13 protein-coding genes are annotated in these 12,221 nt (G+C 59.1%); 6 read left to right on the top strand and 7 right to left on the bottom strand.

Annotated elements, in window-relative coordinates; translation table 11 throughout:
* The first annotated feature begins 496 nt into the window (after nucleotides 1-496).
* Nucleotides 497-745 carry a DUF6124 family protein gene (locus ACA059_RS05985; protein ID WP_497271126.1) on the top strand — a complete coding sequence of 83 codons (249 nt, stop codon included), beginning with the start codon at nucleotides 497-499 and terminating at the stop codon, nucleotides 743-745.
* A 174-nt stretch (nucleotides 746-919) separates the two neighbouring features.
* Here the strand turns inward: ACA059_RS05985 and ACA059_RS05990 are convergent, their stop codons facing one another.
* From ACA059_RS05990 to ACA059_RS06000, 3 genes are all read right to left on the bottom strand, one after another.
* The gene (locus ACA059_RS05990; RefSeq protein ID WP_095133215.1) at nucleotides 920-1,516 is read right to left on the bottom strand and encodes a superoxide dismutase; all 597 of its coding nucleotides are present in this window, start codon (nucleotides 1,514-1,516) and stop codon (nucleotides 920-922) included.
* A gap of 176 nt (nucleotides 1,517-1,692) precedes the next feature.
* Nucleotides 1,693-2,295 carry a LysE/ArgO family amino acid transporter gene (locus ACA059_RS05995; RefSeq protein WP_497633095.1) on the bottom strand — a complete coding sequence of 201 codons (603 nt, stop codon included), beginning with the start codon at nucleotides 2,293-2,295 and terminating at the stop codon, nucleotides 1,693-1,695.
* 7 nt (nucleotides 2,296-2,302) lie between these two features.
* Nucleotides 2,303-2,704, bottom strand: a complete 402-nt coding sequence (locus tag ACA059_RS06000) for an ACT domain-containing protein (RefSeq protein ID WP_497633096.1) — start codon at nucleotides 2,702-2,704, stop codon at nucleotides 2,303-2,305.
* A gap of 95 nt (nucleotides 2,705-2,799) precedes the next feature.
* Here ACA059_RS06000 and ACA059_RS06005 point away from each other — a divergent pair, with 95 nt between their 5' ends.
* From ACA059_RS06005 to ACA059_RS06020, 4 genes are all read left to right on the top strand, one after another.
* Nucleotides 2,800-3,693, top strand: coding sequence for a LysR family transcriptional regulator ArgP (locus tag ACA059_RS06005; RefSeq protein ID WP_008156078.1), 894 nt, complete (start codon nucleotides 2,800-2,802; stop codon nucleotides 3,691-3,693).
* Between the two features lie 68 nt (nucleotides 3,694-3,761).
* Nucleotides 3,762-4,754 carry an NAD-dependent epimerase/dehydratase family protein gene (locus ACA059_RS06010; protein WP_497633097.1) on the top strand — a complete coding sequence of 331 codons (993 nt, stop codon included), beginning with the start codon at nucleotides 3,762-3,764 and terminating at the stop codon, nucleotides 4,752-4,754.
* A gap of 118 nt (nucleotides 4,755-4,872) precedes the next feature.
* Nucleotides 4,873-5,748 (top strand): ATPase, encoded by an 876-nt coding sequence (locus tag ACA059_RS06015; RefSeq protein WP_497633098.1) that lies wholly within the window; start codon nucleotides 4,873-4,875, stop codon nucleotides 5,746-5,748.
* A gap of 330 nt (nucleotides 5,749-6,078) precedes the next feature.
* Nucleotides 6,079-6,927 carry a cache domain-containing protein gene (locus tag ACA059_RS06020; RefSeq protein WP_497633099.1) on the top strand — a complete coding sequence of 283 codons (849 nt, stop codon included), beginning with the start codon at nucleotides 6,079-6,081 and terminating at the stop codon, nucleotides 6,925-6,927.
* An 87-nt stretch (nucleotides 6,928-7,014) separates the two neighbouring features.
* Here ACA059_RS06020 and ACA059_RS06025 read toward each other — a convergent pair whose 3' ends face one another.
* Both ACA059_RS06025 and pobA read right to left on the bottom strand, forming a co-directional pair.
* The gene (locus ACA059_RS06025; protein WP_497633100.1) at nucleotides 7,015-8,532 is read right to left on the bottom strand and encodes an MDR family MFS transporter; all 1,518 of its coding nucleotides are present in this window, start codon (nucleotides 8,530-8,532) and stop codon (nucleotides 7,015-7,017) included.
* A gap of 80 nt (nucleotides 8,533-8,612) precedes the next feature.
* Nucleotides 8,613-9,797: a 4-hydroxybenzoate 3-monooxygenase gene (pobA, locus tag ACA059_RS06030; RefSeq protein ID WP_497634630.1), complete on the bottom strand. Its 1,185-nt coding sequence runs from the start codon at nucleotides 9,795-9,797 to the stop codon at nucleotides 8,613-8,615.
* Between the two features lie 188 nt (nucleotides 9,798-9,985).
* Here pobA and ACA059_RS06035 point away from each other — a divergent pair, with 188 nt between their 5' ends.
* Nucleotides 9,986-10,882, top strand: coding sequence for a helix-turn-helix domain-containing protein (locus ACA059_RS06035; protein ID WP_497633101.1), 897 nt, complete (start codon nucleotides 9,986-9,988; stop codon nucleotides 10,880-10,882).
* A 9-nt stretch (nucleotides 10,883-10,891) separates the two neighbouring features.
* On the opposite strand, the gene ACA059_RS06040 is transcribed toward ACA059_RS06035, so the two are convergent.
* Both ACA059_RS06040 and ACA059_RS06045 read right to left on the bottom strand, forming a co-directional pair.
* Nucleotides 10,892-11,068, bottom strand: coding sequence for a hypothetical protein (locus ACA059_RS06040; RefSeq protein WP_170206612.1), 177 nt, complete (start codon nucleotides 11,066-11,068; stop codon nucleotides 10,892-10,894).
* A 130-nt stretch (nucleotides 11,069-11,198) separates the two neighbouring features.
* Nucleotides 11,199-12,104, bottom strand: a complete 906-nt coding sequence (locus tag ACA059_RS06045) for a LysR family transcriptional regulator (RefSeq protein WP_497633102.1) — start codon at nucleotides 12,102-12,104, stop codon at nucleotides 11,199-11,201.
* Nucleotides 12,105-12,221 lie beyond the last annotated feature (117 nt).

The following is a 12,221-nucleotide window of genomic DNA, read 5'->3' on the forward strand; positions in this document are numbered from 1 at the left end:
CGTAACTGATTCATTGTGGGAGCGAGCTTGCTCGCGATGGCGGCCTGACAGCCGACCTGTTTCTTCCTGTAACACATCAATTCACTGTGGGAGCGAGCCTGCTCGCGAAGATGGCGGCGCATCCAATACCAATATGGCTGACTTGCCGCCATCGCGAGCAGGCTCGCTCCCACAGGGTTTTTTGTTGTGTAGGAAGTCGGTAGAACCTTCCCACGAGGTTTTCAGGTTGCCCGTAGGAAGCGGGTTCAATAACCTTTGGCTGTCGCTGAAAACTCAGCGATCGGGTGTGAGAACCCGGCTAGTCATAGTCATCCAGCGCCAGTATCCGCATAATTGCCGCCTTCTTATCTGCTGCAAATGCGTTATGGCGGCTGTGTGCGGGCGGACTTCGGTCCGGCCGGGTGTCTATGACCGGTTTCTCACCTCGCACATAGCTGCCACCTCTTCGTCGCGTGAGAAACGGCAAGGGATTGGCACCCAACGCATAGGCATTCCCTTGGATAAATTAATCCCAGACCCACCCTACAAACCCAATCCCATGTTCATGATTTCCCCGGACATGAACACCGAAACTCTCCTGGCCCACGCCTGTGAGTCATTGGCCTCGGCAAGTGTCATGGCCAGCGACTTCGCCACCTACCTGACCGGCTCCCAGCGCAGCACGGCGCTGGCCATCGCGCAGATCGTCATGCTGGCGGACCTGGCGGTGAACAGGGCGTTGGATATCGTCGACCCGCAGGAATAGGCATTCAGTCAGTTCTACCGAGTCATCGTTCTTCGCGAGCAAGCCCGCTCCCACAGGGGAACGCATTCCAAATGTGGGAGCGAGTCTGCTCGCGAAGGCGTCCGAACAGACAACACTTTTTCAACGCCCATAAAAAAACCCGACCTAAGCCGGGTTTTTTCTTGGGCATCGATCTTAAGCGGTGAAGGTTTTGCCTTCGAACTGCTCAGCCACGAATTTCCAGTTGACCAGGTTCCAGAACGCTTCGACGTATTTTGGACGAAGGTTGCGGTAGTCGATGTAGTAAGCGTGTTCCCAGACGTCGCAGGTCAGCAGCGGGGTGTCGCCGTTGGTCAGCGGGTTGCCGGCGCCGATGGTGCTGGCCAGGGCCAGGGAACCGTCAGCCTTTTTCACCAGCCAGCCCCAACCGGAACCGAAAGTGCCGATGGAAGTCTTGCTGAACTCTTCCTTGAACTTGTCGAACGAACCGAAGGCTGCGTTGATCGCGTCAGCCAGTGCGCCGGTTGGTTGACCGCCGGCGTTTGGCGCCAGGCAGTTCCAGTAGAAAGTGTGGTTCCAGACCTGAGCGGCGTTGTTGAAGATACCGCCCGAGGAAGATTTGACGATTTCTTCCAGAGTCTTGCCTTCGAACTCGGTGCCTGGCACCAGGTTGTTCAGGTTCACGACATAGGTGTTGTGGTGCTTGTCGTGGTGGTATTCCAGAGTTTCCTTGGAAATGTGCGGCTGTAGGGCATCGTGTGCGTAAGGCAGCGGCGGCAATTCGAAAGCCATGATGATTCTCCTAATCAGGTCAGTTGCGGTGAGCGCAAGGCCGATCACGGGCGGCCAGACAAGCGCCGGGGAGTTTGTACTCTTTGCGGCGCATCGGATCGGATCATAGCACCGGGGGTGCGGCATAACCACGCAACAACTGTGTGGGATAGAGGTTCCAGAGCCTTTTGGAATAATCAGCCGGCGACGATTAATTGAAAGGCCACGGTGAACATCATGACCGCCACCAACAGATCAAGGATTCGCCAGGTACTTGGCCGAGCCAACCATGGCGCCAACCACGCCGCGCCGAGTGCCAAGGTGAAAAACCACAGCAACGACGCACTGGCCGCCCCTACGACATAAGCGCCGGGCTCAGTTTGTTGGGCACCGAGGGAGCCAATCAGCAACACGGTATCCAGATAAACGTGCGGGTTAAGCAGCGTGACGGCCAAAGCACTGAGCATCACCGCGCGCAGCGAACGCACCGTCTGGTTTTCGCCCTGTTGCAGGCTCTGTTTCGAGCAGGCTCGACGCAACGCCAGGCTGCCATACCAAATCAGAAACACCGCGCCACCCCAACGGGCGACTGCCAGCAACGTCGGGTTCTGCGCGAGCACCGTCGCCAGGCCGAATACTCCGGCGGCCACCAGCAAGGCATCGCAGGTCACGCAGAGTGCCGCCACGGGCAGGTGATGTTCGCGCCGAAGGCTCTGAGCCAACACAAACGCATTCTGAGTACCGATCGCCATGATCAGCCCCGCGGCCACCAACAGGCCGTTCACATAGCTTTGCCACATAAGATGTTTACTCCGCGTTGGCCGCCAGATCCCGCAGCACGTGCAGGGCGCGTTCGGCATCGGCCTGGCCGACGAATAAATGGTCGTGGTAATAGCCGGCAATCACGTTGCAGCTGATGCCGGCCTGGCCTAATGCCGTGGCGAACGCGGCGGTCAGGCCGACGGCTTCGAGGGCCGAATGCACGTTCAAGGTGATCCAGGCCGCGACGTAATCGAAACTGAAACCCGCCTTCTCGGCGTGGGAACGTTCCAGAATCACCGTCAGACCTTCCTGCTCGCGAAAGCTGCCGACAATTTCAAGACCTGCCGGCAACTTGCCGTCGCGCAGGGTGCAGAACACGTATTCGCCGACGTTGAGGTGCGGGCTCATGCTGCGCAGCAGGGTTGCCAATGAAGTTTCGCCAGCCATGTCGATGATCCTGTTCAAGAGTTCTTGCTGGCCATTCTCCGGTGTCAGGCTGTATAAGAAAAACCAATCATGCTGATCGCTCATTAGGAAAACTGATGTTCGACTATAAATTGCTTTCTGCCTTGGCCGCGGTGGTCGAGCAGGCCGGGTTCGAACGTGCGGCTCAGGTGCTCGGCTTGTCGCAATCGGCGATCTCCCAGCGCATCAAATTGCTCGAGGCGCGGGTCGGCCAACCGGTGCTGGTGCGGGTGACACCGCCGGCGCCGACCGAAATCGGCCGACGGCTGCTCAACCATGTGCAGCAGGTACGTTTACTTGAACGAGACCTGCAAACCCTGGTGCCGGCACTCGACGAAGAAGGCCTGCCGGAACGTCTGCGCATCGCCTTGAATGCCGACAGCCTCGCCACGTGGTGGGCCGTGGCGGTCGGGGATTTTTGCGCGGAACAGCATCTGCTGCTCGATCTGGTGGTCGAAGACCAGACCGTCGGCCTCAAACGCATGCGCGCCGGTGAAGTCGCGGCGTGCGTCTGCGCCAGCGAACGCCCGGTGGCCGGCGCGCGCAGCGTTTTGCTGGGGGCCATGCGCTACCGTGCGTTGGCCAGCCCGGCCTTTATCGCCCGGCATTTTCCTGAAGGTGTGCGCGCCGATCTGTTGTCGAAAACGCCCGCGTTGGTGTTTGGCCCGGACGATTTCCTACAGCACCGCTACCTCGCGTCCCTCGGCGTCGATGGCGGATTCGAACACCATTTATGCCCCTCGTCCGAAGGCTTCATCCGCCTCACGGAAGCGGGACTCGGTTGGGGGCTGGTACCTGAACTGCAGGTGCGCGAGCAACTGGAGCGCGGTGTATTGGTAGAGCTTTTGCCTGATAAGCCGATCGATGTGCCGCTGTACTGGCATCATTGGCGCAATGGCGGTCAGTTGCTGGGGTTACTCACCGATCAGTTGGTGCGTTCGTCGAAGCAATGGCTGGTGCCGTTGGACTGACGGGCAGCGTCAAGTCCTCACGCCTTACGCAATATGCAAAACGCAAAACGAAATATTCGGAGCAATTCATGAAGATTCTGGTTACCGGCGCAAGCGGCTTCATTGGCGGGCGCTTTGCGCGTTTTGCCCTGGAGCAGGGCCTGGACGTGCGGGTCAACGGTCGCCGGGCCGAAAGTGTGGAGCATCTGGTGCGCCGTGGCGCCGAGTTCATCCCGGGTGACTTGAGCGACCCGGAACTGGCACGCGACTTGTGCTCAGACGTCGAAGCCGTGGTGCATTGCGCCGGTGCGGTCGGTTTGTGGGGGCGTTATCAGGACTTCCATCAAGGCAACGTGCAGGTCACGGAAAACGTGGTCGAGGCCTGTCTGAAACAGCGGGTTCGGCGACTGGTGCACTTGTCGTCGCCGTCGATCTACTTCGATGGCCGCGATCATCTGGGGCTGACCGAAGAACAGGTGCCCAAGCGCTTCAAGCATCCCTACGCCGCGACCAAATACCTGGCCGAGCAAAAAGTTTTCGGCGCTCAGGAGTTCGGCCTCGAAACCCTGGCCCTGCGCCCACGTTTCGTGACGGGGGCAGGCGACATGAGCATCTTTCCGCGGCTGCTGAAAATGCAGCGTAAAGGACGGCTCGCGATCATCGGCAACGGCCTGAACAAGGTTGATTTCACCAGCGTGCAAAACCTCAATGAAGCGTTGCTCAGCAGTTTGCTGGCCAGTGGTTCGGCGTTGGGCAAGGCCTACAACATCAGCAACGGCACGCCGGTGCCGTTGTGGGACGTGGTCAATTACGTGATGCGCAAGATGGATGTCCCACAGGTCACGCGCTACCGGTCCTACAGCTTGGCCTACACCGTAGCGGCGCTCAACGAGGGAGTGTGCAAGTTGTGGCCGGGCCGTCCCGAGCCGACCCTGTCGCGCCTGGGCATGCAGGTGATGAACAAAAATTTCACCCTGGACATCAGCCGCGCCCGGCATTATCTGGACTACGATCCGAAAGTCAGTCTCTGGACCGCCCTCGATGAATTCTGCGGCTGGTGGAAGGCCCAGGACATTCGCTGACGCACGGGTTAGCGCCGCAACACTGAACCGAGTTCGGGGTTGAGGGTCAATCGATGCGGCCGTGGGGGTTATACTGCGCCGCACCAAGCCATCACCGCGTTCCACAAAGGTTGACTCAATGTCCATGCGTAACGATGCCAACGACGACTTCGACGATGTACCGAGCCTGCGTGCCGACAGCCTCGACGACGATGATTTTGTGCCCACTGCTCGCACCTCCGTGCATTCGCGGACCACGCCAGTCGTCAAAGTCAAAAGCCCGAGCACCGGCCCGCTGTGGGCGCTGGTTGGCGCCTTGTTCTTTGCTTTTGCGGGCCTTGCCTGGTGGAGCTTCCAGCAGCTCTCGCTGATGGAACAGCAATTGGTGGCGACCCAGGAAAGTTTCGCGCGTATCAGTGAGGATGCGGCGGGGCGCTTGCAGGACATTTCCGGCAAGGTTGTCGCCAGTCAGACCAACGTCAGTAGCGACAGCGAAGCCTTGAAGCTGCAAATCAAACAGCTGGAAAGCAAGCTCCAGGATCAAAGCAAACAACAGCAAGGCGTTCTCGGCCAGACCACCGATCTGGACAAGCGTCTGGCACAGATGACTGCCCAAACCACTGACCTGGATAAGCGCTTGGCGCAGATGACCGCTCAGACTACTGAACAACAGACCGCCACCATTCAATTGCAGGCTCAGGTCAAAGTCTTGAACAGCGATGTAGCCGTGCTGAAAAGCACCCCGGTGGACACAGAAAAATTCGATGCGCAACTTAAAAGCCTTGGCTCCGACATCGTTGCACTGAAGAAACAAGGCAACCCGAGCGCCGCCATCGAGCGCCTGGAGCAGGAAGTCGTTGTGCTCAAAAGCCAACAGGACAATCGCCCGGCCGCGACGCCAGGCGGGACCAATACCGCCGAATTCGACGCCTTCCGTAGCCAGGTCACCCGCAACATCAACACCCTTCAGGCGCAGATCCAGAATCTGCAGCAGCAGCTGCGCGCAAAGCCGTAAGAGTCGGCCAGCTGCACCACAGAGCCCCTGTAGCAGCTGGCGAAGCCTGCGAAGGTGTGGTGAGGGGATTGTGGCGAGGGGATTTATCCCCGTTGGGCTGCGAAGCGGCCCCTGTTTTTTCAGCCACACCGCGTCCAATGGATTACGACGGCTTCGCCGCCGAACGGGGCGGTGCGACGTTTCGCTAAATCCCCTCGCCACAATCCCCTCACCACACCTCGCAGGCTCGGCAGATGCCACATGGATCGTGTTCTGTGCTTTCCTGAATATTCATACATATCCCCAAGCCGTCTACGCTCTTGAAACACCAACAAGAACGAGGGATGCGCAATGGGGTTTTTGCATAGGTTGGCCTTGCTGGGCGTGATGCTTTTGCTGTGTCTTGGCCAGGTTCAAGCCGCCGGCACGGAAAAGGACGACAGCCAGGCTGCCAAAGCCTTGCTGGAAAAAGCCCTGGCGTACTACCACGACAATGGCGACAAGGCCTTCGCTGCTTTCAGCCGTCAGGGGGAGTTTGTCGACAAGGATCGTTACGTGTTCGTGGTCGACACAAAGGGCGTGATGCTCGCCAGTGGCGGGCCGTCTTCGGCGTTGATTGGCCGTGATGTGTCCGATGTGCTCGGGCCGGATGTGCAGAAAGCCTTCAAAGACGCCTTGAAAGTGCCGGAGGGCAATGGCATCCAGCAGGCCGAATACCGCTGGCAGAACTGGTCCGACGGCAAGGTCGAACGCAAGCATGTGTTCTACCAGCGCGTCGGTCAGCGGATCCTGGCGGTGGGTTACTACTTGCCACGGGCCTCAGCGGAACAGGCGATGGCCTTGCTGAACAAAGCAGCGGCCGATCTGGCCAAGGACGAGAAGGGCACGCTCACGGCCATCAACTCCCTCAAGGGCGGTTACTTGCAGGATGATTTGTACGTCTTCGTCGTCGACCTGAATAACCAGCGTTATGTTGCCCATGGCACCAACCTGCGGTTGATCAATACCGATTTCAGCAAGATCAAGGATCCGGAAGGCAAGCCGGTTGGCGAGCCGATCCTGGCGCTGATGGCCAAGCAGGACTACGGCGAATACGAGTACCGCTGGAAAAACCCGGTGACCGGCAAGGTCGAGGACAAGCATGCCTACCTGAAAAAGGTCGGGCATTTTCTGGTGGCTGTCGGATATTACAGCCCTTGATGATCAAAAGATCGCAGCCTGCGGCAGCTCCTACAGTGGAATGTGTACACCCTTGTAGGAGCTGCCGCAGGCTGCGATCTTTTGCTTTTAGCGGACCTTGTCTTCTCGCCCCCGCAACACCATATTCGGCATGGCAACCGCCGCCGCCAGCCCCAGCAGCGACACCGCCGCACTGACCATCAACAAATTCTGGAAGGTCAGCAGCAGCTCGGCACGCAAGGCGTTCTGCGCATCCCCCGGCGCGGCGTTCAAACCATCGAGTAAGACATTTCCGGAACTGCCCTCGGCAATCATCGAAGAGCCGGCCAGGTGGGCAAAACTTGAGTCCTGCAACAATGCCAGCAGCAGGGCTGACATCAAGGCCACACCCACCGCACCACCCAGTGAGCGGAACAGGTTGGTGGTGCTGGTGGCGACACCGATGTCCCGTTGTGCCACCGAGTTCTGCGTTCCGACCAGGGAAGTCGGGAACTGCATGCCGCTAGCGATCCCGCTGAGCAACATGAACAGACTACTGAGCACAAATGCCTGGGGAGGACTGAACGCCATACCGAGAATCGAGATCGGCATGAGCACGGCGCCCGTCAGAATCATGGGCTTGTAGCGCCCGGTCACCGAGGTCCGGCGGCCGGCGAAATACGCCCCGATCGGCAAACCTATCGCCAGCGGCAACAGGTGCAGCGCGGCGCTGTCGGCCCCGGCGCCGGTAACGCTCTGGAAGCGCAGCGGCATCAACACAATCAGCGAGATCGCCTGGAAACTGGTGAAGAAGATCGTGCACCAGCACAGGATCGCATTGCGATTGGCGAACAAATGCATTGGCAGCAGCGGCTCCCGCGCCCGGCGTTCATGCCAGACAAACAGCGCCAGTACCAACACCGCACAACCGAGCAGGCCCAGCACTTCGGCGCTGCGCCACGAATGGCCCTGACCGACTTGGGTGATGCCCAGCAACAAGGCGGTCAAGCCGATGATCATCAGCAACGTGCCGAGGTAATCGATGATCGGTTTGCGTTGTGGCACTGGCAAACCCACCAACGTTCGATTGGCCACCAGCCAGGCTCCGAGGCCCAACGGAAGATTGATCAAGAACACCCAACGCCACGACAGGTACTCGGTCATGTAACCACCGAGTACCGGGCCGGCCACGCTGGCCACGGCGTACATGCTGCTGAAATAGCCTTGATAGCGGCCACGCTCCCGGGGCGGCACGATGTCGCCAATGATCGCCTGGCTGACCGAGATCATCCCGCCAGCACCAATACCTTGAAGAATCCGCGCCAGTACCAGTTGCTCCATGCTCTGGGCCATGCCGCAGAAAAACGAAGCGACCGTGAACAACCCCATGCCAAACAGCATCAACTTGCGGCGACCGTACAGATCGCCCAGTTTGCCGTAAATCGGCACGGCCACCGTCATCGCCACCATGTAGCCGGAAATCACCCAGGCCAGCAGGCTGACGTCCTTGAATTGTGCGGAAATGGCCGGCATCGACACGGCGACGATGGTCTGGTCCAGCGCGCCAAGAAAAATCGCTAGCATCAGGGCGATCAACACGCTGCGAATGGCCGGTTTCGGCGTTTCAGGCTGGTTGAGATTGGTCACGGGTTAGAACCTGCGGACAGTGATTGACCCGCAAGGAGCAAGGCGAGCGGGGATGCTCGCCAGTGTAAGTCGGTAGCAGGCTATTCGATAGCCTCGTATGGAAGGCCGACGTAATTTTCTGCAATGGTTTTTCGACCGGCCTCGGAGTCGACGAAGTACTCCAGTTCCGACTCGGCAATCCGCTGGCTGAAGGCGTCGTTATCGTCAAAGCGGTGCAGCATTGAGGTCATCCACCAGGAAAACCGTTCGGCTTTCCACACCCGGCGCAGGCAGACCTCGGAGTATTTCTCCAGCAAATCCACACGGCCTTCTCGGTAAACCTTTAGCAAAATGTTGAACAGCGTACTGACGTCGCTGGCCGCCAGGTTCAGGCCCTTGGCGCCGGTGGGCGGGACGATGTGCGCGGCGTCGCCGACCAAAAACATCCGCCCGTACTGCATCGGTTCGACGACAAAACTGCGTAACGGCGCGATGCTTTTTTCGATGGAAGGCCCAGTGACCAACAATGCTGCCAACGCGCAAGGCAAGCGGGATTTGAGTTCGTCCCAGAAGCGTTGATCGGTCCAGTTTTCGACCTGATCAGAGGCCGGCACTTGTAAGTAATAACGAGTGCGTGTCGCCGAACGCATGCTGCACAGGGCAAAACCGCGTTCATGGCGGGCGTAAACCAGCTCTTCGTGAACGGGCGGCGTGTCAGCGAGGATGCCGAGCCAGCCAAACGGATAGACCCGCTCGAACACTTTCAGGCACTCGGCAGGAATCGACTGCCGGGCCACGCCATGGAAACCGTCGCACCCGGCGATGTAGTCGCAATCGAGTCGATACAGCTCGCCGTCCTTCTCAAAAGTCACGAACGGCTCTTCGGTTTTCATCCCGTGAGGAACGACGTTGCCGGCTTCGTAAATCGTCTGCGCACCGGCCTCCCGACGAGCGGCCATCAGGTCGCGAGTGACCTCGGTCTGACCGTAGATCATCACCGTTTTACCACCGGTCAGGGCTTGCAGATCGATGTGTACGCGGCGTGCGTCGAGGGCCAGTTCGAAGCCTGTGTGGACCAGTCCTTCGGCGTCCATGCGCTGACCCACCCCGGCCTGGCGCAACAGCTCTACCATGCCTTGTTCGAGGACGCCGGCACGGATTCGTCCGAGCACATAGTCCGGGGTCTGGCGTTCGAGAATGAGGGTGTCGATGCCGGCGTTGTGCAGCAATTGGCCGAGCAATAAACCGGACGGACCGGCGCCGATGATGGCGATTTGGGTTTTCAGCGTTTTCATTGTTTTTATGGCTCGCAAGCTTCACGCGACCAAAGCCGGTGAATAATTTTTATGGATCGAGTGCTTGCATTTTTCTCTTGCGAGTCTGTCAATTGAAGGGGAAAACTGAGCCGATACCTGTACATTCTGCCAATCGGTGCGATTATCGCCCGCCTACCCCCGAGGCCTGGATTGAAGTGATGAACAAGCCTGACCTACCGTCGATTCCAGTGTTCAAGCTCTACGGTGAAAGCCTGGATTGGCCGACCCCGGACTTGCTGCACTGTGAAACCATTTCCAAACGCAGCCGCGAACACCAATGGGAAATCAAACCCCACCGCCACGCCGATTTGTGCCAGCTGCTCTTCGTATTCAAAGGTCAGGCAGAGCTTGAAATCGAAGGCAAACGTACGCAATTGACCGAGCCGGCGATCCAGATCCTGCCACCGCTGTCCGTTCACGGTTTCCGGTTTTCCGAGGACGTCGAAGGGTTTGTGGTGACCCTTGCCGCGCCGCTGGTCGCCCATCTTCAGGCGCAACTGGGCAACGCGGTGAACACCCTGGCCCAGGCCGAAAGTTACCCGGCGGGCAAGGAAGGCGAATACCTCAATAGCCTGTTTTCAGCGCTGCAAGACGAATACACCGGTCACCAGCCGGCTCGCGAAATGCTCATGCATTCGCTGGTCAGCGTCATCATGGTGTGGGTCAGCCGCCAGGTGATTTCCCGTCGCAATGCCAGCCAGCGTCCGCAGCGTGCCCGGGAGTACCTCAACGGGTTTATTCAGTTGGTGGAAGAGACCTATCGCCAACACGTCAAAGTCGAGGACCTGGCTCATCGGCTGGGGATTTCCGTGTCCCACCTCAACGGCACCTGCCGTGAGCTGGCGGGACAACCGGCGTTGCAGATCATGCACGAGCGTCAGTTGCTGGAAGCCAAGCGCTTGCTGACCTATACCAGCATGACCATTTATGAAATGTCCGACGTGCTGGGGTTCTCTGATCCGACCAACTTCACGCGCCTGTTCCGACGTCGAGTGGGGATCTCGCCCAAGGCATTTCGCGACCGCTTGAAGGCCGATCAGGACAACGAGGCCTGATCCCCTTCGTTACTTGAGGGCGTTGAGGGTCGCGTTGTGGGGAATGCAGCGTTCGAAGTTGCAGCTCGCGTATTCACGGGGCAGTTGTCGCAACTGCTCGACGCGCCAGGCCGCGGTGCCATACAGCGCGAGCGTGGCCGCGCAGGTGATGAAAATCGCGAGATATCTTCTTGTTTTGATGTTCATGGCGTTGACCTCTGAACGAATACCTTCCGGTATTACATTCAGCATAGAACAAGATCAAAAGATCGCAGGCTCCTACAGGGTGTACGCCGAGCCGTTGTAGGAGCTGGCGAAGCCTGCGATCTTTTGATTTTTAAAGAACCACATCCCACGCCGGTTCTTCCGGGAATCTGAGCACCAGAAAATCCAGCATGCTGCGCAGTGTCGCCGGCATGTGTTTACGTGAGGTATACACCGCGTAAACGTTCATCTGCCGGGGTTCGGCATGGGGCAGCAAGCGGATCAGTTCGCCGCTGTGGATATGCACGCCGGCCTGATAACTGGGAAGCATCGCCACCCCGGCACCGGCCATCGCCGCGCGCAACAGCGTGCTGGCTTCGTTGGCGCTGATGTTGCCCTGCACCGGCACTGACACCTGCTCACCGTCCTCCTCGAAATGCCAGAGGCTTTTGCCGAAGTAGGAGTGGGTCAGGCAATTGTGCTGGCTCAGATCCTCGACCCGCAGCGGCGTCGGGTGTTCGAGCAGATAAGCGGGGGAGGCGCAGATCACCGAGCGGCAGACCGTCAGCCGTCGCGCGATCAGGTTCGGGTCCAGGTCGTTGCTGGTGCGAATCGCCAGATCGATACGTTCATCCACCAGGTTCACCGTGCGGTCGAGCATCTGCATGTCGATGCTGACGCCGGGGTAACGTTTGACGTAAGCGGCCATGGCATCCGCCAGTTGTGCCTGACCGAACGAAGTGCTGACGCTGATGCGCAACAGGCCGCGCGGTGCATCGTCCGGTTCGCTGATGGCGGCCTGCATGTCCGTGGACAGGTCGAGCATCTGCCGACATCGAGGCAGGATTTCACTGCCGGCGGCGGTCAGGCTCAGCTTGCGCGTGGTGCGGTGCATCAGGCGTGCGCCGACCCAATCCTCCAGCTCCGCCAGATAGCGCGAAACCACGGGTCGTGACAGGTCCAGGTGATCGGCGGCGGCCGACTGGCTGCCGAGGTCAACCACTGTGACGAACACCCGCATTGCTTGTAGACGATCCATCATTTGCTCACTTTCAGAAACAAACTATGTCCCAGCATCGCATTTTTTGTACTGAGTCATGCAACTAAGCTCTGTCCCCTGTAGGAGCTGACGAGTGAAACGAGGCTGCGATCTTTT

It is taken from the genome of Pseudomonas sp. LBUM1647 (assembly GCF_059716175.1).